The 23,268-nt window shown below is 66.0% G+C and carries 17 protein-coding genes, 1 tRNA gene and 2 pseudogenes; all 20 read right to left on the reverse strand.

What is annotated here, in order from left to right; translation table 11 throughout:
• Window positions 1–8 precede the first annotated feature (8 nt).
• The 20 genes and pseudogenes from MBENS4_RS24510 to mraY all read right to left on the reverse strand — a co-directional run bounded on the left by MBENS4_RS24510 (window position 9) and on the right by mraY (window position 23,266).
• Window positions 9–754 (reverse strand): annotated as a pseudogene (locus MBENS4_RS24510) (IS5 family transposase).
• A 535-nt stretch (window positions 755–1,289) separates the two neighbouring features.
• On the reverse strand, window positions 1,290–2,213 hold the full coding sequence (locus tag MBENS4_RS00945) for an NAD-dependent epimerase/dehydratase family protein (protein ID WP_039388114.1): 924 nt from the start codon (window positions 2,211–2,213) through the stop codon (window positions 1,290–1,292).
• Between the two features lie 39 nt (window positions 2,214–2,252).
• On the reverse strand, window positions 2,253–3,431 hold the full coding sequence (gene proB, locus MBENS4_RS00950) for a glutamate 5-kinase (protein WP_039388115.1): 1,179 nt from the start codon (window positions 3,429–3,431) through the stop codon (window positions 2,253–2,255).
• 390 nt (window positions 3,432–3,821) lie between these two features.
• Window positions 3,822–4,876, reverse strand: a pseudogene (obgE, locus tag MBENS4_RS00955) (GTPase ObgE).
• A 137-nt stretch (window positions 4,877–5,013) separates the two neighbouring features.
• Window positions 5,014–5,089, reverse strand: a tRNA-Ala gene (locus MBENS4_RS00960).
• 145 nt (window positions 5,090–5,234) lie between these two features.
• Entirely contained in the window at window positions 5,235–5,933 is a 699-nt protein-coding gene (locus MBENS4_RS00965; RefSeq protein WP_039388116.1) for a hypothetical protein, read from the reverse strand.
• Between the two features lie 189 nt (window positions 5,934–6,122).
• On the reverse strand, window positions 6,123–6,860 hold the full coding sequence (locus MBENS4_RS00970; protein ID WP_039388118.1) for a Bax inhibitor-1/YccA family protein: 738 nt from the start codon (window positions 6,858–6,860) through the stop codon (window positions 6,123–6,125).
• A 144-nt stretch (window positions 6,861–7,004) separates the two neighbouring features.
• Window positions 7,005–7,817 (reverse strand): pyrroline-5-carboxylate reductase, encoded by an 813-nt coding sequence (gene proC, locus MBENS4_RS00975; protein WP_039388119.1) that lies wholly within the window; start codon window positions 7,815–7,817, stop codon window positions 7,005–7,007.
• A gap of 153 nt (window positions 7,818–7,970) precedes the next feature.
• Window positions 7,971–8,477 (reverse strand): type III secretion system chaperone family protein, encoded by a 507-nt coding sequence (locus MBENS4_RS00980; protein WP_039388121.1) that lies wholly within the window; start codon window positions 8,475–8,477, stop codon window positions 7,971–7,973.
• Window positions 8,478–8,687: 210 nt separating this feature from the next.
• Window positions 8,688–10,628: a tetratricopeptide repeat protein gene (locus MBENS4_RS00985; protein ID WP_084591906.1), complete on the reverse strand. Its 1,941-nt coding sequence runs from the start codon at window positions 10,626–10,628 to the stop codon at window positions 8,688–8,690.
• 282 nt (window positions 10,629–10,910) lie between these two features.
• Window positions 10,911–12,482 carry a cell division protein FtsZ gene (gene ftsZ / locus MBENS4_RS00990; RefSeq protein ID WP_039388123.1) on the reverse strand — a complete coding sequence of 524 codons (1,572 nt, stop codon included), beginning with the start codon at window positions 12,480–12,482 and terminating at the stop codon, window positions 10,911–10,913.
• 206 nt (window positions 12,483–12,688) lie between these two features.
• Window positions 12,689–13,969, reverse strand: coding sequence for a cell division protein FtsA (gene ftsA / locus MBENS4_RS00995; protein ID WP_039388124.1), 1,281 nt, complete (start codon window positions 13,967–13,969; stop codon window positions 12,689–12,691).
• 49 nt (window positions 13,970–14,018) lie between these two features.
• Window positions 14,019–14,957 (reverse strand): cell division protein FtsQ/DivIB, encoded by a 939-nt coding sequence (locus MBENS4_RS01000; protein WP_039388125.1) that lies wholly within the window; start codon window positions 14,955–14,957, stop codon window positions 14,019–14,021.
• The gene (locus MBENS4_RS01005; protein WP_039388127.1) at window positions 14,954–15,910 is read right to left on the reverse strand and encodes a D-alanine--D-alanine ligase; all 957 of its coding nucleotides are present in this window, start codon (window positions 15,908–15,910) and stop codon (window positions 14,954–14,956) included. Before MBENS4_RS01005 ends, MBENS4_RS01000 begins: the two co-directional genes overlap by 4 nt.
• On the reverse strand, window positions 15,907–16,809 hold the full coding sequence (gene murB / locus MBENS4_RS01010) for a UDP-N-acetylmuramate dehydrogenase (protein ID WP_039388129.1): 903 nt from the start codon (window positions 16,807–16,809) through the stop codon (window positions 15,907–15,909). The genes MBENS4_RS01005 and murB overlap by 4 nt, the downstream gene beginning before the upstream one ends.
• The gene (gene murC / locus MBENS4_RS01015) at window positions 16,806–18,227 is read right to left on the reverse strand and encodes a UDP-N-acetylmuramate--L-alanine ligase (RefSeq protein WP_039388130.1); all 1,422 of its coding nucleotides are present in this window, start codon (window positions 18,225–18,227) and stop codon (window positions 16,806–16,808) included. The genes murB and murC overlap by 4 nt, the downstream gene beginning before the upstream one ends.
• Window positions 18,224–19,510: an undecaprenyldiphospho-muramoylpentapeptide beta-N-acetylglucosaminyltransferase gene (gene murG, locus MBENS4_RS01020; protein ID WP_039388132.1), complete on the reverse strand. Its 1,287-nt coding sequence runs from the start codon at window positions 19,508–19,510 to the stop codon at window positions 18,224–18,226. The genes murC and murG overlap by 4 nt, the downstream gene beginning before the upstream one ends.
• The gene (locus MBENS4_RS01025) at window positions 19,507–20,784 is read right to left on the reverse strand and encodes an FtsW/RodA/SpoVE family cell cycle protein (protein ID WP_242404730.1); all 1,278 of its coding nucleotides are present in this window, start codon (window positions 20,782–20,784) and stop codon (window positions 19,507–19,509) included. The genes murG and MBENS4_RS01025 overlap by 4 nt, the downstream gene beginning before the upstream one ends.
• On the reverse strand, window positions 20,784–22,181 hold the full coding sequence (gene murD / locus MBENS4_RS01030; protein ID WP_052321918.1) for a UDP-N-acetylmuramoyl-L-alanine--D-glutamate ligase: 1,398 nt from the start codon (window positions 22,179–22,181) through the stop codon (window positions 20,784–20,786). The genes MBENS4_RS01025 and murD overlap by 1 nt, the downstream gene beginning before the upstream one ends.
• Window positions 22,182–22,195: 14 nt before the next feature.
• Window positions 22,196–23,266 (reverse strand): phospho-N-acetylmuramoyl-pentapeptide-transferase, encoded by a 1,071-nt coding sequence (gene mraY / locus MBENS4_RS01035; protein ID WP_039388133.1) that lies wholly within the window; start codon window positions 23,264–23,266, stop codon window positions 22,196–22,198.
• Window positions 23,267–23,268 lie beyond the last annotated feature (2 nt).

Below are 23,268 nucleotides of genomic sequence, written 5' to 3' on the forward strand. Positions count from 1 at the left end.
CCCGAAGCTTAGGCGACGTGGACAAATTTGAGCCAGTATCTGGCGGTGGCGAGATGGACCATGCCAAGGAAGCTGTTGGCAAGCTGGTCGTATCGGGTGGCGATGGCACGGTTGATCTTGAGGTGGCCGAACATGCGCTCGATCCGATTGCGCTGTTTGTAGAGCGCTCGATCATACTCGATCTTCACACGGCGGCTTGACCGGCCGGGGATGACGGCCTTGATCTTTCGTTCGGCAAGATCGGCGCGGATGGCATCGGCATCGTAGCCTTTATCGGCAAGGAATGCATCGGGTGCCTGCTCAGGCAGGTCGATCAAATCATCATACGCCTTGCAATCTGCAGCCTCACCGCCCGTCAGATGGAAGGTGACTGGCCGTCCAAGGGCATCAGCCAGACAGTGAAGTTTACTGGTGAACCCGCCCCGCGAGCGGCCAAGAGCGCGTCGATGATTCCCCCTTTTCCGCCCGCTGCCGAAACGTGGGCGCGGACTGTGGTGCTGTCGATGCTGTAGTGGCCGCTGTCGGCCATGATCTCGGCCAACGTTACGGCAACAGCCTCCCAGACCCCGACCTCACTCCACCGCCGGAACCGGCGATAGATGGTGTTCCAACTGCCATACTTGGGCGGGACATCGCGCCATGGCGCTCCGCAGCGTAGCCGCCAGAGGATGCCGTTGATTATCGAGCGGTTCTGCTCGGGCCGCCTGCCTCGACCGCGGTTCTCAGGCTCGATGGGCAACAAGCCCTTCAACACGCGCCATTCCGCTTCGGTGAGATCGCCCCTGTTCAAGCCTGCCTCCAAAAAGCAGGCTTGAATCAATTCTGTGTTGTCCCGTCAACGCCACCACGGGAAAATTTCAATCATCGGCGTCGCTCGTGCCACATAACGATCACTTCGACTAAGTTACCGGCATCGTCCCGCTCAAACTGCGAAAACAAACGGTGCTGAACATTCGGCTCGTCTCCGAAACGTCCAGTAACCTGATACGAGCATTCTGGCGTCGTGTAGGTGTAACCGCAGGAAACCTCTGATGTCTCTATCAACTCGGCCGTTTGTCCAGGGCGGTTTGCGAAGTGGGCGAAGGTCTTGCTCACGTCGCGCCAGTGCAACGAGACATATCGGCCCACTTCTTCAGCGGTCGGCAGCGCCGGGGCTGACTGAGTGCTATCGGTCGCGCGAGGTGTGGCGCAACCAGCAAGGATCGGGACCAAAGCGATAATGGATCGGAAGCGCATCCTCACATGCTACCCCACCCCGCAGCTATGCCAAGCCAATTTGTCCACGCCGCCTACAGCCACTTGTTGGCGCGGTACCACTCGGCTGTCGAACGAAGACCCTCGCGGGTCTCGATCCGAGGCCGCCACAGCGCCTCGGGCGGCCGCGCACCGGGCGAAACGACCCAGTCGGGATGCGCGAAATAGGCCGCACGGTCCTTGGTCATCTTGGCCTTGGTGCCGCGCACGAAGTTGTCGAGGCTGGCGACCCGTTCGAGCGCTTTTTGCGACAGGCCAATCACCTTGGGACGGCGCCCCATGGCCTGGCCGATAGCCAGCGCCATCTCGGTGTGCTCCCAGCCCTCGGGCTTGCCGTCGTCGGGCTCGAAAGTCATGCGGTGGACCGCATCGCCGGGCAGGATCAGAGCGACCAGCAGGCGCGCGAGGTCCTCGACATGGATCATCGAGGCGCGCCCCTGCGCCGGAACCGGGACCAGGCCCCAGCGCGCCGCCCGGAAGAGCTCCATCATTTCCTTGTCGCGCGGCCCGAAGATCGCTGGCGGGCGCACGATGGTCCAGTCGAGCGGGCTCGCCTTGAGGAGCTTTTCCGCACGCGCCTTCGAGGCGCCGTAAGCCGAAAGGCCCGGTTCGCGCGCCGAAAGCGAGGAGACGAAGATGAAACGCGGGATGCCCTTGGCCACCACCGTCTCGATGAGGTTGAGCGTACCTGCGACGTTGCCCGCCTCGAACCCCGCCGCATCGGGCGCGTTGGTCACGCCCGCCACGTGGATCGTCGCCTCGGCCCCGCGCGTCAATTCCGAGAGCGCGGCGGTGTCCGAGAGATCGCCCGGCACCCAGGTCACCCCCTCGCGAGGCTCCTGTTCGCGCCGTGTGAGCGCGCGGACGCGATAGCCCTGGGCGAGCGCTTCTGTGAGAACACTGTGGCCAACAAAACCCGTCGCGCCGGTAAGCGCGACGATGGGGCTCTCGCTGTGCATGCGGTGTGTGGTCCTTCAGCCTTGTCCCGCGCCTGAAAATCAGGCGACGGTCGGCACATACTTGATCGACATGAGGTCGCGATGAACGACGGAGGAACGCGGCGCGTAGCCCAGGACCGTCTGCTGTTCATTCGAGTGCAGGCGCCGAATCGCGTGGATCTCCTTGGCGTCGTACTCGGACAGGCCATTGGCGACAACGACCCCTTCCGAATTGACGATGGAGACCGGATCGCCCCGGCGGAAACGCCCGTCGACATCGATCACGCCCTTGGCAAGCAGGCTCGCGCCCTCGTGGATCAGCGCCTTCATCGCGCCGTCATCGATGATGATCTTGCCCTTGGTGCGCAGGCGTCCGCCCAGCCACACCTTGCGCGCGCCCGGCTTGCTCGCCCCGCGGCGGCGGCGCGGCAGGAACAGCGTGCCCACGCCCGCCTCGTCGCGCGAGCCCATGACCCGCTCGACCGGACGTTCGTGGAAGCCGTTGCCGATGACGACGCAGGCGCCCGCAATCGCGGCGATCTCGACAGCCTGGAGCTTGGAAACCATGCCGCCCGAGCCCATTCCCGAATTCGATTCGGTGGACGCCATCGCCTTGATTTCAGGCGTGATGCCCTTGACCACTTCGAGACGGGTCGCGCCCGGCTCCTTGGGGTGGCGATCATAGAGGCCGTCGATGTCCGACATCAGCAGGACCGAGCTGGCGCCCGCGGCCTGCGCAACGCGCGCGGCCAGACGGTCGTTGTCGCCAAAGCGCAGCTCCTGCGTGGTGATCGAATCGTTCTCGTTGATGACGGGGACCACACCGGCATCGAGCAGGCGTTCGATGGTCGCGGTGATGTTGAGGTAACGGCGGCGATCTTCAAGATCCATCAGCGTGACCAGCATCTGCGCGGCGGTCAGGCCGTGGTTGCCCAGGAGCTGGGCCCACATGCCCGAGAGCGCGATCTGGCCGACGGCGGCCGAAGCCTGCGCATCTGCAAGCGAGCCGCGCCCACCCTTGTCGAAACCGAGCGTACGCGCGCCCAGAGCCACCGAGCCGGAGGACACGACAATGACATTCTGCCCGCGCCGACGCGCTTCGGAAATTTCACCGACGAGGCCGTTGAGCCAGACCGTACGGACCCCGTCGTCGTCGACAAGAAGGGACGAACCCACCTTGATGACGAGACAGGGATTGAGTTCAGGATCGGCGAGGTCGGAAAGTTTGGTAATAGGCATAAGCTCGGCTTCTAGAAGAATTGCGCAAGAGTGCAAAGGTGGACCCAACGAACCGGCGCAGCGTACCGGCGTTTCGGCACGTGGAAGCCGCACGAAAGTCCCCTTTTCGTGCTGTGAGCAATTTTCAACGCGGGCACATCTGGGATGTTCCCTCTCACATCCCTCTTTTCGCACCTGCACAAGATCCGCCCCGGCCGTTCTGACGCGGATCCTGTGCGCGAATGGCGAATCACCTGCCGGGCTCCAAGGGCCGCAAATGCGGCCCTCTCCGGCTCAAACGAAGAGCGCGCAGGGGGCACCTCGCCTCCTGCGCGCTCTTCGCGTCATTCCATGATAGTGGCAGAGCCGGCGCCGACACCGGCTCGCGCTCCGCCTGGCTGAAGCGCCGAATCAGATCGGCGACCAGGGCGTCTCGTTCGCCTCTTCCTGCTCGCCTTCGGGACGCTCGGTGACCGTCGCGGCGGGCAGATGCTCGATCGCCGCATCGAGCAGCGCGGGAAGGCCCTGTCCGGTCACACCCGAGATCGGAAAGACCTCGTGCGCACCGGCCTTGAGCAGTTCGCGCGCGTATTCGGCGGCGAGTTCGTCATCGACCAGATCGACCTTGTTGAGCGCGACAAGGCGTGGCTTGTTCGCCAGTTCGCCCGCGTAGGCTTCCAGTTCCTGCTCGACGACCTTCATCGCCTCGACCGGATCGTCGACCGAGATGTCGATGAGGTGGAGCAGCACGCGGCAACGCTCGATGTGCCCGAGGAACCGGTCGCCGATCCCCGCCCCATCCGAAGCGCCCGCGATCAGGCCCGGGATGTCGGCCAGCACGAACTCGCGGCCCTTGTGGTAGACCACGCCCAGCTGCGGACGCAGGTGGTGAAGGCGTAGGCCCCGACCTTGGCCTTGGCGTTCGAGAGCTTGTTGATGAAGGTCGACTTGCCTGCGTTGGGCAGGCCGACGAGACCCACGTCTGCAAGCAGCTTAAGGCGCAGCCAGACCCACATCTCCTCGTAGGGGATGCCCGGCTGGTGCTGGCGCGGGGCGCGGTTGGTGCTGGTCTTGTAGCTGGCGTTGCCACGACCGCCCATGCCGCCTTCGATCAGGACCTCGCGCTGGCCCGCCTCGACGAGATCGAGCAGCACGGTTTCGCCGTCCTCGTCCGAGATCACCTGCGTGCCTACGGGCACCTTGATGACCAGGTCGTCGGCCGCCGCGCCATTGCGGTTCTTGCCCATGCCATGCCCGCCGCGCTTCGCCTTGAAGTGCTGCGTGTAGCGAAAGTCGATGAGGGTGTTGAGGCCGGCCACGGCCTCGAACACGACGTCACCGCCCTTGCCGCCGTTGCCGCCGTCGGGGCCGCCGTACTGGATGTACTTCTCGCGGCGGAACGAGACCGCTCCGGGGCCACCGGCGCCCGAGCGGATGTAGATCTTGGCCTGGTCGAGAAAATGCATGGGCTAGGGGTCCCAACGGTTCCAAAAAGGGGCACGTCGCGCGCCACGGTGCGCCCTATGCCCATAAACAAAAAACCCGGCCATGGCGACCGGGCGGCAATCCAGTTTGTACCGGATCGTGATCTGGCGTGTGGTACTGGTGGAGCCGAGGGGGATCGAACCCCTGACCTCGTCATTGCGAACGACGCGCTCTCCCATCTGAGCTACGGCCCCGTTCCAGTATCGCCCTGCCCCGAGCTTTACCGTGGCAGGAGCGCCCCCTTAGCGAAGCTTGGGACGCTTGAAAAGCCCCCTTTTTGACAAAGGGGGCCGGGTGCAGCCGCCCGCCGGGCTATTCAGCCCGGCAGTCACCGCCCTCTTACTGCTCGTAAGTTTCCTGAGCGCGGGCCGTCTGCTGTTCAAAGCTGGGACGCACGGTAACAAGGCCGCCACCATAGGCCGATTCCCAGGCCGCTAGATCGGCGCGGTACTGCTCGAAGGCGTCGAAGAATTCCTTGAAGGGCTTTTCCATCTTCGCCAGCCCGATGAAGGACCAGGTCTCGAACTGGCTGGGATCGACCGTTTCCAGATCCTGCGTCACGCCCATCGCGGCCTCGCAGAAGCCGGTATCGACAGGGGGAAGCGAGAAGTAGTTGTAGACCTGTGTCTGGTAGCTTTCGCGCGCCTTGATCGCATCGCGGCGGGTATGGCCCTGGCGGAAGCTGCGGTCGATCGCCGCGCTCGCCTTGTCGAGCGAGGCATCATAGAGCGTGAGGAAGCGCTTGTAGCCTTCAAGGATCGGCGCGTACTTGGGCTCGATGCAATTGAGCGCGGCCACATTGTAGGCCGAGCGCAGGTTCCACACCGCCTGCGGCGTGGAGATGCCGTAGTTCACGGTGTGACGTTCGCCCTGCTCGTTCACCGGCGGAATGTTCATGGTCAGCTGCGCGCCGTTGGGCGGCGTGGGCTTGGGCGGAATGACCACGACCGGCGGCGGCGGCGGCGCGGTCACGACGTGCTCCTTGGGGCCACAGGCGGCCAGGGCTGCGAGCCCCATCAGGCTTGCGCCACTCAGCATCCGCCGAAGCCCGGAAAGCGTGCTCTTCACCTTCGTACCCACCCTCAAGAAAGAAGTTACCTCGTTACCAACCATGTTACGCGCTCTGTCCAACAAAGAAAATGCCCGGCGCGAGGTTTCGCACCGGGGCATCGCATTGTTTCCACGCTTTACCGCTTTTGCGCGGTAAAGGAGGCTCTTCCCGTGTCCTCAGTCGCGCTGACCAAGGAAGTTGAGGAGGAAGAGGAACATGTTGATGAAGTCGAGGTAGAGCGTCAGAGCGCCCATGATCACGGCCTTGCCCAGGAACTCGGTGCCCTGCAGGTACTGGTACTGCATCTTGAGCTTCTGCGTGTCGTAGGCGGTCAGGCCCGCGAAGATCAGCACGCCCAGGATCGAGATCGCCATGTGGAGCGCGCTCGACTGCACGAACAGGTTGATGAGCATCGCCACGAGAATGCCGACCAGGCCCATGATCAGGAAACGACCGAAGCCCGAAAGGTCCTTCTTGGTGGTGTAGCCGAACAGGCTCAGACCTGCGAATCCAGCAGCCGTCGCGAAGAAGGTCGTTGCGATCGATTCCCCGGTGTAGACGAGGAAGACCGACGAGAGCGAAAGACCCATGACCACGGCAAAGCCCCAGTAGAGGATCTGCAGCGTCGAGGTCTTCATCTTGTTGAGGCCGAAGTTCATCGCAAGGACGAAGCCGAAGGGGGCAAGCATGACCACCCAGCGCAGTGGCGTGGTCAGAACCGAGTAGGCCAGACCCGACGAAGCGAAGAGCATCGCCACGATGCCCGTCAGCAGCACGCCCGAGGCCATGTAGTTGTAGATCGACAGCATGTACTTGCGCAGGCCCGCATCGTAGGTGGCGCGGCCAGCGGTGCGTCCATCAATCGGAGACGCACCGAAGCCCTGACGGGGCTGGGGGTCGTTCCAATTTGCCATGTTAAACTCCCTTGGGGGAAGCGCGCATGATGCCGCCTCCCGATACCTTGCCAATATCTGCCTTCACGGCGCCCTTTTCAAGGAAAACCGGCGCCGCTTTCGTGTAACGAAATGTGTCGTGGGCACAGAAGCGCCGTGCCGGGCTCAGTCCTTGCCCCGCGCTTCCTGCGCCATCTCGGCGCTGCGGTTGCGCGCAGCGGTAAGCGTGGCCAGCATCAGTGCGTTCACCGCACCGTCCTCGTCGAGCACGTTCATGCCCGCGCGCGTCGTGCCGCCCGGGCTCGCCACCTTGTCCGCAAGCTCGCCCGCCGACAGCGGGGATGCGCTCGCCAGCGAAGCGGCGCCCTCGACCATCGCGGTCGCGAGACGCTGCGCCGTCCCGGGCTCCACGCCCAACTCGGCCGCGCCCTTGGCGAGCGCATCGATGAAACGGTAGACATAGGCCGGACCGCTGCCCGCAAGCGCGGTGACGGCGTGGAACTGCTCTTCGTCCTCGAGCCATTCCGGCGTGCCCAGCGGCTCCATGAGCTTGGTGATCTTGCCCTTCTCATCCTCGTCGAGACCGCTCGAACCCAGCGCGATCGGCGACTTTCCAAGCGCACAGGCAAGGTTGGGCATGATGCGAAGAACCGCGTGGGCGCGCGGGAACTGCGCGGCAAGGCTTGCCAGTTCGTTACCTGCGAGGATCGAGAAGACAGTCGTGCCCGGCCCGACCAGCGGCTCCATCGTGTCCAGGACAGTGGGCAGAACCTGCGGCTTCACGCCGATCATCACGGCGTCGAAATCGCGCCCCGTCGGGACCTCGTTCACCTGCTCGACACCTTCGGGCACGGGCTTGGGCGTACGGTTGTAGACCGTGAAGTTGGAGGCCGGAATGCCACCGGCGAGCCACCCGTCCAGCATGGCCCCGGCCATGTTGCCGCAGCCGTAGATGAGGATGGATTCAAAGTTCGCCATGGTGCGTTTCCCGTTGTCTGCTGTCAGTCGAAATCGGGCTTCGACTTAGGGACGGGAACCGGATGGGGCAAGGCCGGTGCCCCGCGCTGGTGGCCCGCCGGCAGGGCGGGAAGGAGCCCCGTGCCCTTCCCGTTTACTCCGGAATGGACCGGATCAGGCTTCGCCGTGCGCCTCCACAAGCGCAGCGACAAGCGCCTCCTGCGGCGTCTTGTCGCCCCACAGGATGAACTGGAAGACCGGGTAGAAGCGGTCACATTCCTCAATCGCAGCCTCGACCACCATCTGCGCCTGGCCCGGCCCCAGGAGGCCGTCCTGCCCCAGCATCAGCCCGTGGCGGTAGAGCACGACCGATCCGTTCGACCACAGATCGAAGTGGCCAACCCACAGCTGCTCGTTGATCAGCGCCAGCGCCTCGTAGACGTAGGCGCGCTTCTCCTCGGGAATGCGCAGCTCAGGCAGGCACAGGAGCTGCAGGACATGGTCCTCACGCCGCCAGATCGCCTGGAACTGGTAGGTCGTCCAGGCGCCCTTCAGCTCGGCCGAGATCTCGTCCTCGCTGGCATGGGCGATAGGCCAGTCGCGCGCCTCGAAGAGCGACGCCAGCATCTCCACGGGAGCGGCGTCGTCGTCGTGTCCGATAGTGTCGCGCACAATTCTCATATTGGCTAAGCAGCCCCCTATCCGCGTGTTCGATTAGAGGGATGCTTTGCCTGCCCCTGTCAGCACAATGGAGCGGCCTCCATCACCGGGGCAAAACCCGACAAGTCTGTTTACAGGATGTGGATAAGCGCGCCGCGTGTCCGATCCCGGGACAGCTGTTCCCGCCCCGTTCCAAGGGCGGCGCTAGTGCGCTGTGCTCCCTTGGAAAATCTAGCCCCCGGCGTCAAGCGCGTCGACGACCTGGCCCGCCGGGCTGGTCCAGACCAGCGCCTGGCCGTTGCCTGCCTCGGCGAAATCATCGACGAAGCCGTCAGCCGCCTTGCGCGTGGCAAAGGGCCCGACGAGGATGCGATGGGTGCGCCCCATGTCGGTGACATGCGCTTCCTGCCCCTTGAACAGCGCGGGGTTGCGACGCGTGTAGCGCCGCCAGTCGAAGGCAATTGCATCGGTGTCGCGCCCGACGCCGATCTGCACCCAGATCCGGCTTGGATGCGCGGGTTTCTTGGGCTTGGGCGGCGGAGGCGGCGGCGGCGGTGCCGGACGCGCCGGCGTCACCTTGCGAATATCGACCGCGCCCGCGACAGGCGTATCGGGCGAACGCGGCTTGCCAAGGTCCGCGAAAGCTTCGCTCAGCGACATCTGCGCGACAGCCTCTTCGGCTGCCTCTGAAGGCCCTTCACCGCTACGCGCGGGGGGCGCTTCGGCCTGGGTTACCCGCGCCTGGCTTGCCCGAGCCAGATCGAATCCGGGCACGGTCGAGCGCGTGGGAATCGCGCCGCCCGAGACAGGAGGTGCCGTCGTTGCGACAGCGGGTGTCGCGGCGGGCAGTGCAGCAGTGGCAGTGGCAGTAGTGACAGCGGCAGAGCCCGAGGCCGCCACGGCGCTCGCCGACGCAAGCGGCGTCGGGGTTGGCGCGGCGCGCGCAATCCGGTCACGCGCGGCAGCCGAGGCCGATGCCGAAACCGGCGGAAGTTCGCCATTGGCACCCAGCACAGGGCCTCCATCGCCCGGGACCACTTCAATGCCCGGCTTGGGCTCGGGCGGCGCTACACGTTCAGCCTCGACTTCCGCCTCTGGCTGACGAGCGGGACGACGCGCGCTTTCCCCCGGCACTGCCTCGTCCACATTACGCTCGCCCAGACGCAGCGAGCGTCGTGAACGGCGTGCAGGGCGGCTCGCCGCCTGCGCCTCGGCCGAGCGTGCAGACTTCGCCGTACTGGCGACAGGCGCGCCCGAGCTCGCCGTAGCGGCAGGCACGCTGGGCTGAGCGGGTTCGTAGGCCGCGATCCGCGCGCTGTCGCGACCGATCTCCGATGCTCTGGGGAAGCGCCCCAGATTGGCGGCGGCCGCCTGCTGGGCGGCGGTCAGGCGCGGCATGTAACGAAGATAGGGCGCGACATCCTCGGCAAGCGGCGCAGGCAGGATGCGCTCGGCCAGTTGCACCGCCTCCTTGGTGTCGCCGGCAATCGCCAGCGTGAAGGCGCGCGTGCGCCAACCGGGCTTATCCTGCGCCCGCAGGAGCGGCATCAGCGTGTCTTCGGAACCCTCGAGATCACCGCCGATAGCCTGGCTGACCGCAAGCCGCCTGCGCACCAGGTTTTCCTCATCCGACGTAAGCGCGCCTCCCGAGAGAACGCGGCGATAGAGCGCCTGTGCGGCGACCGTATCCCCCACCATGTCGTAGGCAAGTGCCTGATCGCTTGCCAGGGCCGCAACGGGCCGCCCGGCCTTGCGCGCATCCTCGAAATACGTGATCGCCCCGACCGGATCACCTGCACGAAGCGTGGTGCGGGCCAGGCCTTCCGCGATCCGGCCATCGCGCGGCGCCACGTCCTGCGCCCGCTCGAAGAAGCCCTTGGCCGCATCGAAATCACCCAGTTCGCGCGCCGCGTTGCCCGCGTCCAGCAACGCCTCCAGATCGTTCTGGTCGCGCGCCAGACGGGTCAGCGCATCACCGAGCCGCGCCGTGTTGGGATCGGGAAGCGCCTGGACCACTTCGCTGGCCATGGCGGGTTGCACCGCCAGGCCGGATACTCCGGCCAGCAGGGCGCAACCCAGCGCATAGCGAAGCGCAGGAAACGTCGGACGGGAAGCGGGAATGGACGCGCGCAGGGCAGCGCGAAGTACGCTCGGGGCCTTGGGCCGGATCATCTGGGACCTTGCATCTCGTATCATGGGGTCCGCGCAGCCACGGCGACCTCGGACCATCTGTTATCTGGGATACACCATATCCTCACAGAGCCCGAAGGCCAAGCGCTCTGGCCGCAGCGCCCCCACGGCCCGCCCCATCCCGCCAAGCGGTATACCGCCCACCGGATGGACGAAGGGCCACAGATGCGCTGCTGCGCGCATCCGTGGCCCTTCCTACTGTGAAGCCTGGCTAGAGGCAGCCCGGAGCAGTTCCCCTGCTTCGGGTGCCCCAATGGCTTGGCCTTACTGGTTGTTCTGGCGGTTGAGGAAACGCGGGATGCTGAGCGATCCGCTATCGTCCTCACCCTCACCGCCCTCGCGCGAGGGCGCGGCGGGCTTGGGCCGCGAAAGGCTGGTCATGCGCTCGAACAGGGTGCTGCCACCGCCGCCAACAGGGCGCTGCGGGGCCGGAGCGGGTGCCGGGCTCGGTGCGGGCGCCGCGGCCTTGTTCTCACCGCCGAACAGCTCGTCCTGGCGGGTCGGCGGGGTCTGCTGCGGACTGCGCGGAGCAAAGCTGCGCGAGCCCGAAATGCTGGCGTAGTTGCTCTCGTCGGTGTCGTCCTGACCTTCGTCCTCAAGCTCTTCGGTCGCGCCAAGCTCCAGTTCCGCAGACGGCGAGAACGGTTCGGGCACATAAGGCCTGGAGCCACTGGCCGCCTCCGGGGTCTTCTCGCTCTCGGCTTCGGGAGCCGGGGTGGAGAGATCGAGCGGGGCAGGCTCGGGCGCCGGAGCCGGAGCAGGTGCCGCCGGTGCCGGTGCGCTGGACGCAGGCGCCTGCACGGCCGGACGGACAGGACCGCGCCCGCCGCCAATCGCCATCGGGCGCGCCGGTGCGTCGGCCTGTTCGGCCGTCTGTTCGATGCCGGTCGCGACGACCGAAACCCGGATCTTGCCGTCAAGCTCGGGATTGAAGGCCGAACCCCAGATGATGTTCGCATCCGCATCGACGAGTTCGCGGATATGGTTCGCCGCTTCGTCGACTTCGAGAAGCTTCATGTCCTCGCCGCCGATGATCGAGATGATGACGCCCTTGGCGCCCTGCATCGAAACACCATCCAGCAGCGGGTTGGCGATGGCGTGTTCGGCCGCCTCGAGCGCACGGTTGGGGCCCTCGCCCTCACCGGTGCCCATCATCGCCTTGCCCATCTCACCCATGACCGAGCGCACGTCGGCGAAGTCGAGGTTGATGAGGCCGGGCATGATCATCAGGTCGGTGATCGAGCGCACGCCCTGCTGCAGAACCTCGTCCGCAAGCTGGAACGCCTCCTTGAAGGTGGTCTCCGCCTTGGCGATGAGGAACAGGTTCTGGTTGGGAATGACGATGAGCGTGTCGACGTTCTTCTGCAGCTCCTCGATGCCCGCCTCGGCCGCGCGCATGCGGCGCGTGCCTTCGAACAGGAACGGCTTGCAGACGACGCCGACCGTCAGAATGCCGCGTTCACGTGCGGCCTGCGCGATGATCGGGGCCGCACCGGTGCCGGTGCCGCCGCCCATGCCGGCCGCAATGAAGACCATGTGCACGCCTTCGAGGATGCGTCCGATTTCCTCGATCGATTCCTCGGCAGCGGCGCGGCCGACCTCGGGACGCGCACCGGCGCCCAGGCCCTGCGTGATCTCGTGGCCGAGCTGGATGCGGGTTTCCGCGATCGAGTTGTTGAGAGCCTGCGCATCGGTGTTGGCGACGACGAAATCGACCCCTTCGACCTGCGCCTCAATCATGTTGGCGATGGCGTTGCCGCCCGCCCCGCCTACGCCGATGACGACGATACGCGGGCGAAGTTCGTCGATCGTCGGCAGTCCGATGTTAATGCTCATTAGTGACTCCTGCCAGACACATGCGCGTCAGATATTTCTCGACCATCCTGATTGCACGCTTCGACTTGGCGAAGCAAAGGATGGCCTTGTGTTGTCCACAGGCAAAAACGCCCGATACCGGCGGTTTCTGCCACGTTGTCGCGCCTCTGGCACGTCCTGTCCACAGCCTCTATTCGGGCCGGGAACCGAACGCGCGGCAGGCGCGTTCAGAAATACTCTCGAACCGCTTGAAAGATCCGGGAAAACATTGTGTTCCAGCCCAATTTCACGGTTCTGTTCGAAGGACGGGCAAAACTGCGGATGTCGACCGGGTCGTTGGCGGCGTAGAGAACCAGCCCCGTCAGCGTCGAGAAGCCGGGCTTGAGGTGCGCTTCGGCAAGCCCGGGAAGGTGCGGCACGCGTCCGATGCGGACCGGACGGCCGAGCGCCGCCTGCGCGTAATCGGCCAGCCCCACCAGTTCCGCGCCGCCGCCGGTGAAGACCACCTGTTTGCCGCGCTGGCTGGAGAACTGCATGACTTTCAGAGCCTTGCTGACTTCTTCCATCAGCATGCCAAGCTGCCCGGTGATGACACCGATCAGTTCGGCGCGCGGAATGCGGTTCTTGTCATCGGCGTGGCGCGCAATGGGCCCGGTCCCCTCTTCGCCGGGCGCGTTCACCGGGATCATCTCGCGATGGTCGTGGGGCGAGGCGATGGCCGAACCGTTCACGCACTTCAGCCGCTCGGCCTGGTAGCGACGGATACCGAACGCCGAAGCAATCGCGTCGGTGATATCGGCGGAGCCGATGGGAATCGAGATCATGTCGCGCAGCATGCCGCCTGCATAGAGCGAAACATTCGTCACCTCCGCGCCGAATTCGACAAGCGCGACACCCAGATCCCTCTCCTCGGGCGAGAGACAGGCCTGCCCGGCCGCAATCGGCGAGCCTACCACCGCCTCAACCTCGAGGTGGGCGGATTGCACCGCTTCGGTCAGGTTGCGGATCGGGGCCCCGTCCGCCAGCATGACATGGATATCGACACCAAGCCGCTCGGCGTGGAGTCCGCACGGATCGCCCACGCCGTGCGCGCCGTCGAGCCGGTACTGCGCGGGCTGGGCGTGAAGCACCATGCGACCATCGGGCTGGATCGCATCGCGCGCGGCGACGAGCAGCTGGTCGATGTCCTCCTGCTCGATCCGGCGTCCGCCGATCTCGGCATCGAAAGGCTGGAGACGGCTGGCAAGCCCCGCCCCGGAACAGCCGATCCACACCTTCTGGACCGAGACATCCGCCATGCGCTCGGCGCGCTCGATGGCGTCGCGCACCGCGTAGGTCGCGGCCGCCATGTCGGTCACGAAGCCGCGCTTGATGCCCTGGCTGGCGCGATGGCCCGAACCGAGCACGACAAGCTCACCGCTCTCGGAGATGCCCGCAATGATTGCGGAAATGCGGAACGAGCCGATGTTGACCGCCCCGAAAACCTTGCTGATGCGTGTCGCCGCCATCAGGCGTGCCCTTCCCCTGTTGCCGCGCGCCCATGCGCCGCGCGGAGCCTCACTGCCCGTTCCCGCCCGAGGCGAGCGCAACCGCGCCGCCCGTGGTCGGAATCTCCTGAACCTCGCCCTCGGGCACCCGCAAATAGACCCGATCGGGCGCGCGCATGTCGATGGCGATGGCCCTGCCCCCGATCAGGCGGTTGGTGCCGTCCAGACGCGCGAAGGTGACAAGCGCCCCGGCCGATTCCTTGACGCCTTCGGGAAGCGCCAGGACCTGGCCTGTCTCGAACACGAGGTTCCAGCGCCGATTGCCGACCCACTGCGCCTCGCGCACGCGGGGCTTGAGCGCGGGAGCGGCCTCCAGGAGGTGCGAGAGCTGGATGATCTCCTGCCCTGCCCCCTCGCCCGAGACGATGAGCTTGCCCTTGGCCGCCGAACGGTCGATCACTTCGAGTTCGTGCCCGGTCTCGTCGATCAGCGCATAGGTATCGGCCTTGCGCAGCACCGCACGCGGAGAGCGCTCGACGATGTCGATGACCAGCGTGGTAGGCAGCTGGCGCGACACACGCGCGTCCTCGACCCAGGGCAGTTCAAGCAGTTCTCTGCGCAACTGCTCCAGATCGACCAGCGGCATCGCGCGGTACTTCTGCGCGAGCGCGCGCTCGTAGATCTTGAGCTCGTTGATGTTCTTCACGCCGCGCAGTTCGATGTGCTTGACCTCGAAACCGGCCTGCTTGGAGATCTGCGCGAAGCGCGCTTCGGCCATACCGGGCACCCCGGCCGCCGAGGCGATGAGCCAGGCCAGCGCGGCCACGGCGGCAAGAATCGCCAGCACGAACAGGCGCTGGAGCTGCGCTTCGGTGAAGGGCAGCCAGCCCATCGCCATGTCGAGCGCGCTGCCGCCGGTGGCCTTGGCGCTGCGCACCTTGGCGCGATTGCCCTGCGCGGCTGCGGCCTTGCGGGCGGTCTTGCCCTTGCGCTTGATCGTCTGGCTCATGGCGAAGTGGCCTTGTGCGGTTTCACATCGGCCAGCGCCTCGGTAATGATCGCCTCGACAAGGTCGGGGTACTCGATCCCGCAGGCCTTAGCCTGTTCGGGAACCAGACTGAGCGGGGTCATGCCGGGCTGGGTGTTGGTCTCCAGCAGGAACAGCCCCTCCACCCCTTGCGTGTCATCCCAGCGAAAGTCCGAACGGCTGGTGCCCTTGCACCCCAGGAGTTGGTGCGCCCGCAAGGCCAGCGCCTTGCACGCCTCGGTGATCTCGGCGGGGACGTCGGCAGGGCAGACATGCTCGGTCATGCCGTCGGTGTACTTGGAATCGAAGTCGTAGAAACCGGACTTGGGCTTGAGTTCGGTGACGAGCAGCGCGCGCTCACCGATCACCGCCGTCGTCAGCTCGCGTCCGCGAATGTAGGGCTCGGCCAGGAGCGTCGCGAATTCCTGCCAGGGGCCCTTGGCCTCTCGGCTGATCGGGTTCCCGTAATTGCCCTCCTCCGTGACAATGGCGACGCCCACCGACGAGCCTTCGTTGACGGGCTTGAGCACGTAAGGACGGGGCAGCGGGTCCTTCGTGAACAGCGTCTCGGTCTCGACCACGCGGCCGCCGGGCATGGGCACGCCATGCGGGACGAGCGCCTGCTTGGTCAGTTCCTTGTCGATCGCGATGACCGAAGTCGCGAGCCCTGAATGCGTGTAGGTGAGGCCCATCAGGTCCATCATGCCCTGCACCGTACCGTCCTCGCCCGGCGCGCCGTGCAGCGCGTTGAAGACAACATCGGGCTTCGCCTCGGCCAGGCGCTGCGCGACCTCACGGTCCATGTCGATGCGCGTGACCTTGTGGCCCTTGCTCTCAAGCGCCTTGGCCACGCCTTCACCGCTCATCAGCGAAACGGGACGTTCGTTCGACCAGCCACCCATCAGGACGGCGACGTGGAGCTTGGGGAGTGTCACTTATGCGATCCTACTCGTTGAATTTCCCACTCGAGCGTGACGCCCGAGGCTTCCTTGACCCGGCGGCGCACTTCCTCGCCCAGCGCCTCGATGTCGCTGGCGGTGGCGTCGCCGGTGTTGAGAAGAAAGTTGGTGTGTTTTTCCGAAACCTGCGCCCCGCCCAGCTGGAGCCCCCGGCATCCGGCCTCGTCGACCAACTTCCACGCCGAAGTCCCTTGCGGGTTCTTGAAGGTGGACCCCCCGGTCTTGGAGCGCAGCGGCTGCGAGGCTTCGCGGCTCGCCGAAATGCGGTCCATCTCGGCCTGAATCTCGGCGGGATCGCCCGCACGCCCCTGGAAGCGCGCGGCGACAACCACCGCGCCTGCAGGGAGTTCGGAATGGCGGTAGGTGTACCCCAGATCCGCGTTGGCCAGCGTGCGCAGCGATCCGTCGCGCAGGACCACGTCACACGCCACCAGGATGTCCTTGACCTCGCCGCCATAGGCGCCGCCGTTCATGCGCACGAAGCCGCCCACCGTGCCCGGGATCGAGCGCAGGAACTCGGTTCCCGCAATCCCCGCGTCGCGCGCGGTGGAAGAAACCAGGATACCGCTCGCCCCGCCCCCGCATTCCAGCGTGAGATCCTCGCCCGCAGTCACTTTGGCAAAGGGCTTGCCCAGACGGATCACCACGCCGGCAACGCCGCCGTCGCGCACGATCATGTTGGAGCCCAGTCCCAGGGCCATGACCGGAACCGTAGGATCAAGGTCTTTGAGGAACGCCTGCAGGTCCTCGGTGTCCTTGGGCTCGAACAGCCACTGCGCGCATCCACCCGCCTTGAACCAGACGAGCGGGGCCAGCGGCGCGTTCGCCGTCAGCTTGCCCCGGACGGGCGGAAGGGAGGCCGCGAGATCGCTCATGCCTTGCGCTTTTCCGTGATCGCGGCAGCGAGCCCGGCGGCCCACTTGGTGATGTCGCCTGCCCCCAGGCACACGATCATGTCGCCCGGCAGGATCATCTCGGCCAGCCTCTCTGCAAGCGCATCGGCGCCTGCAATTTCCTGTGCCGAGCGGTGCCCGCGCGACTTCAGGCCCTTGACCAGGTGCGCGCTGTCCACGCCCTCGATCGGCTCTTCGCCCGCGGCATAGACCGGCGTGATGTAAACCACATCGGCATCGTTGAAGCAGCTTTCGAACTCGTCCATGTGGTCGCGCAGGCGCGTGTAGCGGTGCGGCTGGGCAACCGCGATGACGCGGCCCTTCACACCCTCGCGCGCGGCCGCCAGCACGGCGCGGATCTCGACCGGATGGTGGCCGTAGTCGTCGATGACCGAAACCGTGCCATCACCCACGGCGATTTCGCCGACCTTGGTGAAGCGGCGCTTGACCCCGCCGAACTTGGAAAAGCCGGTGCGGATGACGTCGTGCGGACAGCCCATCTCGATCGAGACGCCAACCGCAGCGAGCGCGTTCTGCACGTTGTGGCGGCCGGGCATGGGAAGCTCGATACCCTCGATGCGCTGGAACGAGCCGTCGCGCTGGCGCAGCGCCACATCGAAGCGGTTGCCGCCCGGGATCGGGGTCACGTTCTCGCCGCGAATGTCGGCCTGCGCACTGAAACCATAGGTGACGACACGGCGGTCGCGCACCTTGGGGATCACCGCCTGGACCTCGGGGTGGTCGATGCACAGGAGCGCCGCGCCGTAGAACGGCACGTTCTCGATGAACTCAACAAAGGCTTCCTTCACCTTGTCGAACGAGCCGTAGTGATCGAGGTGCTCGGGATCGATGTTGGTGACGACCGCGATGGTGCCGTCAAGGCGCAGGAACGAGCCGTCGCTCTCGTCGGCTTCCACCACCATCCAGTCGCTCTCACCCAGGCGCGCGTTGGACCCATAGGCGTTGATGATGCCGCCGTTGATGACGGTGGGATCGATCCCCCCTGCATCGAGGAGCGCGGCAACCATCGAGGTCGTGGTGGTCTTGCCGTGGGTACCCGCGACCGCAACGGTCGATTTGAGGCGCATCAACTCGGCCAGCATCTCGGCCCGGCGCACGACCGGAATGCGGTTCTCCAGCGCATAGACGACTTCGGGGTTGGTGCGCTTGACAGCGGTCGAGGTCACGACAACCGCCGCCCCGTTCACGTTCTCCGCCCGCTGGCCGATGTTCACCGTGATCCCGCGCGACCGCAGGTGCTCGACAACATAGCTCTCGGCCATGTCCGAGCCCTGCACCGAGTAGCCCAGGTTGTGCATGACTTCGGCGATGCCCGACATGCCGATGCCGCCGATGCCGACGAAGTGGATGGTTCCGATATCGGTGCCGACGGCTTTCACTGGGCAAATTCCTTGTTGGTCGCAGAAACGGAGCGGGCGAGCGCCTCGCCAGCCCGCGCAGGGGCTCCGCCTTCGGGCACGACGCGCAGCACGTCCATGATCGGGGCAGCCCCGAAGCTTTCGACAAGATCGGCAAGGTCCTTTGCCGCCTTGGGATAGCCGCAGTTCCACGAGGCATGCGCCGCGTTGGCGAGCGTCTGCGGGTTCTTGGCAATGGCCTGGACCTGCAGGCAGATGTCCTTGGCCATCTTGTCGAAGATCGCGCCCTGCTCGCGCAGCAGCGCGTTGCGCTTGTCGCCCGTCAGCAGGTCCGGGTCCTCGGTCGTGATCGCAGGCTGGCGAATGACGCGCGCCCCGCCCGCCGCCACGATCTCACGCGTGTTGGCGACCTGGTGGTCGTCCATCGCATAAGGCAGCGGGATCAGGATCGCCGGACGGCCCACGGCGGTCAGCTCGGCAATCGTCGAGGCGCCCGAGCGCCCGATGAACAGGTGCGCGCCGGCAAGCCGCTCGGCCATGTCCTCGAAATAGGTCGCAAGCTCGGCCGGAATACCGTGATGCGCGTAGCGCTGGCGCACGCCGTCGATGTCCTCGGGGCGGCACTGCTGGATCACCTGGAGGCGCGAGCACAGCGTGGGCGGAAGCATCGCCAATGCCTCGGGGATGACCTGGCTCAGGATCCGCGCGCCCTGACTGCCGCCGGTCACGAGAATGCGAAACAGGCTGTCTTCCGAGAAATCGGGGAACGGCTCCTCGCGCAGGGACAGCACCTGCTCGCGGACAGGATTGCCGACCAGGGTAACCTTGTTCTCATGGCGCGCATCGAGGAAGTCGACATCCTCGCACGGGGTGGCGATGGCATTGACGCGCTTGGCGAAATAGCGGTTCACCCGCCCCAGCACCGCGTTCTGCTCGTGCAGGACGGTCGGGATCTTCATCGCGCTGGCCGCCAGCATGGTGGGGAGCGAGGGATAGCCGCCAAAGCCGATCACGGCACTGGGCTGGAAGCTCTCGAACAGGCGCTTGGCCATGCTCCGTCCCTTGAGCACGCCGCGCGCGCCCTTCAGCCAGTTCAGCGGGTTCTTGCCCGCGATGCGGCCCTGCGGGAGGACGTGGGTCGTCAGGTAGTCGGGCTTGCCGGGAATCTTCGCGCCGCGCTCGTCGGTAATCAGCGCGACATGGTGCCCGCGCGCGTGAAGCTCGGCGGCCAGCGCAAAGGCCGGGATCAGGTGGCCGCCGGTACCACCGGCCGCAAGAACGTAGTGCCGCGAGGGGCCGCTCATGAAAGCTCTCCATTGGTGCGCAAGGTAAAACGCTCGCGCTGGATAAAGGGATTGCGCCGGGTGATGGCAAGAAGAAGGCCCATCGTCAGGCACAGCGCAATGGTGGACGAACCACCATAGCTGATGAGCGGCAGCGTCATGCCCTTGGAGGGAAAGAGCTGCAGGTTGACGAGGATGTTGATGAAGGCCTGCCCGCCGAACTGCGCGGTAATGCCCGCCGCGGCCAGCACCGAGAAGAGATCTTCCTCATCGATCGTACGCATCAGCACGCGCACCAGGAAGGCGATGTAGAGCGCGACGATGACCATGCAGGCCAGCAGGCCGAACTCCTCGCCGATGACCGAGAAGATATAGTCGGTATGGGCCTCGGGCAGCGACATTTTGCGCACGCCCATCCAGAACCCCTGGCCCGTCCACCCGCCGTTCAGCAGCGTGCGCTCGGCAAGATCCACCTGGTCGTAGGCCGTGCCCCCGAAGAGGAAGTTGTCGATGCGGTTCCGGCCATTGTCATAGGTGAAATACATGATGACGAGCCCGACCACGCCCACGCCGCCCAGCGCCGCCAGGCGGCGCCAGTCGAAGCCCGACAGCAGCACCATCACCGCAAAGCTGCCCGAAAACAGCATGGTCGAGCCGAAGTCGGGCTGGAGCATGAGCAGGCCGCCCAGAACCACCATCAGCGCGGCGCAGATGCCCACGACGGGGATGTGCGGGTCGCGCGCGCGCCAGGACAGGATCCAGGCCAGCAGGATCGGCCAGCCCACCTTGAGGAACTCGCTGGGCTGGAGCGAGAAGCCCAGACGCAGCCAGCGCTTCGCCCCGTTCACTTCCGAGCCGACCACCGGCACGAGGAAGAGCGCAGCAAACATGATGCCGGCGATCAGGATACCAAAGCGCCGGGCCGCGTCCTTGTCGAGGCTGGAGGCCCAGAGCAGCGCGCCGATACCCACAAACTGCCAGCGCATGTGGAGGAAGAAGAAGTAGAGATCGGGGAGCCGCTCGGCCGAGGTCGACAGACGCCGCGCCGAGGCGGGCGATCCCGCCGCCACCGCTACCGCGCCGATCCCCATCAGGATCAGGACGATGTACAAGGCAAAGCGGTCGATCTCCTGCCACCACACGGCCAGCCTCTGGCGCCGGGTACGGGCTCCAGGGCCCTTGCCGCCAGGCAGCGGGCCCGTAGCGGGCGCGAAATGCCCGCTCACCGCGCCGCGGTGCGCTCCGGACATGGGAATGGTGAAGCCCTGCGGGCCTTCGGGTGCAATACTTGCCATCAGCCCGCTGCTCCTCCCTGGCCGCGCCCCTCCCCGTCCTTCGCGTCCCCATCCTCGGGCGCGAGCAGCGCCTCGACGATCTGGCGGAAGGCCTCGCCGCGCGCTTCATAGTCGCGGAACTGGTCGAAGCTGGCACACGCAGGAGAGAGCAGGACGACATCGCCGGGAACGGCGGCATCCATGGCCTGGCGGATCGCCTGCGCCATCATCTCGCTGCGCACGATGGGGGTATAGGGCTCCAGGATCTCGGCAAAGAGCGGGCCCGCATCGCCGATAGTGTAGGCCGCCTTGATGTGCCCGAACCAGGGCTTGCACTCGTCGAGGTCCTCGCCCTTGGGCAGACCGCCCACGATCCAGTGAATGCGCGGCGCAGGATCGGGCGGGAAGGCGGCAATGGCAGGCGCGGCCGAGGCCGGGTTGGTGGCCTTGCTGTCGTTGATGTAATCGACACCATCGGCGCGCGCGACGCATTCCATGCGGTGCGGCAGCCCGCGAAAGTCGCGAAGACCCGGCTCCCAATCGGCGCGCGCGATCCCCAGCGCCTCGACAATGGCGATAGCGACCGCGGCATTCTGGAGGTTGTGCGGCCCCTGGAGCGAAGGCCAGTCCTTCTGCAGCGCGTCGAGGTCGGCACCGTCGACACGGGCAACGCCCTTGCCTTCGCGCCGGGCTTCCTCGCGCCGGGCCACGCCCAGCGTCTGCGCATCGCCCTTGCCGAAGACCGCCGCGTGGCCGGGCGCCTGCATTGCGAAGAGACGCGCCTTGGAGGCGGCGTAGGCGGCAAAGCCATCGTAGCGATCGAGGTGATCGGGCGTCACATTGAGGAGCGCCGCCACGTCGCAATCGAGGCTGTGGGTGAGGTCGATCTGGTAGCTGGAAAGCTCCAGCACATAGACACCCGAACCGTTCGCGTTGGGCTCGAGCGGCACCGTTCCCAGGATCGGCAGGCCAATGTTGCCGCCCATGCGCGCCGGTACTCCGGCCTTTTCCAGGAGGTGGCGCACGAGCGCGGTCGTCGTCGACTTGCCATTGGTGCCGGTGATGCCCACCACCCGATGCTCCGGCAGGCTGGCGCGGGCGAGCGCGAAGAGTTCGATGTCACCGATGACCGGCACACCCGCCCGCGCTGCGGCTGCGGCAATCGGATGGCTGTTGAGCGGCACGCCCGGCGAGACAACGATCCCGTCGTAGCCGGAAAGGTCCGCGCTGGTGGGATCGGCGATCTCGCAGGTGCCCGCCTCGCAGTCCCGCAGCAGCGCCTGGCGCGGCTCGTCGCGGCTGTCCCACGCCATCACGTGTGCCCCACTCGCCAGCAGCGAGCGCACCGCCGTCATCCCCGAACGGGCAAGCCCGAGGACCGCGTAGCGTTTGCCGGCAAAGGCGGGGGAGACGATCACCTGCGCAGTTCTCCTTATCGCAGTTTCAGCGTGGCAAGGCCGAGGACAGCCAGCACCAGCGAGATGATCCAGAAGCGCACGACGACCGTCGATTCCTTCCAGCCCAACTGTTCGAAATGGTGGTGGATCGGCGCCATGCGGAAGACCCGGCGGCCGGTGCGCTTGAACCAGAAGACCTGGATGATGACCGAAGCGGCTTCCAGGACGAAGAGACCACCCACGACCGCCAGCACGATCTCGTGGTGCGCGGCAACCGCGATGCAGCCCAGCGCACCGCCGAGTGCCAGGCTGCCGGTGTCGCCCATGAACACGGCTGCAGGCGGCGCGTTGAACCACAGGAAGGCAAGGCACGCGCCCATGATGCCAGTGCAGAAGATCGCGAGTTCACCTGCGCCCGGGACGTGCGGAATGCCCAGGTACGTCGCGAAGTCGACGCGGCCCGCCAGGTAACAGATGATTGCGAAGGTACCCGCAGCGACGAAGACCGGGAAGGTCGCCAGACCGTCAAGCCCGTCGGTCAGGTTCACCGCATTGCCCGCGCCCACGATCACGAAGGCCGCGAAGACGTAGTAGAGCGGCCCCAGCGGAATATAGCGTCCGGTCAGGAAGGGCACGTAGAGGTTGGTGTTAAGCTGGCTGACGATGATGTACGAGGCAAGGCCCGCCACGGCGAATTCCATGAGCAGGCGCACGCGCCCGGGAACGCCCGCCGTGCTGCGCTTGGCGACCTTGTCGTAGTCATCCATGAAGCCGATTGCGCCAAAGCCGATGGTGACCGCGATGCAGGCCCACACGAACGGGTTGGTCACGTCCATGAACAGGACCATCGCCGCGATCAGCGCGGTCAGGATCATCAGCCCGCCCATCGTGGGCGTACCGCGCTTGGCGAGATGGCTCTGAGGGCCGTCCTCGCGGATCGGCTGCCCCTTGCCCTGGCGCACGCGCAGCATGTTGATGAACTTCGGACCGATCAGAAGACCGACGAACAGCGCGAACAGAAGCGCGCCACCGGCCCGGAAGGTCTGGTAGCGGAAGAGGTTGGCAAGCCCCTGATAATCGAACCAATCTGCGAAAAGATACAGCATGT

The organism is Novosphingobium sp. MBES04 (assembly GCF_000813185.1).
GTDB classification, from domain to species: Bacteria; Pseudomonadota; Alphaproteobacteria; order Sphingomonadales; family Sphingomonadaceae; genus Novosphingobium; species Novosphingobium decolorationis.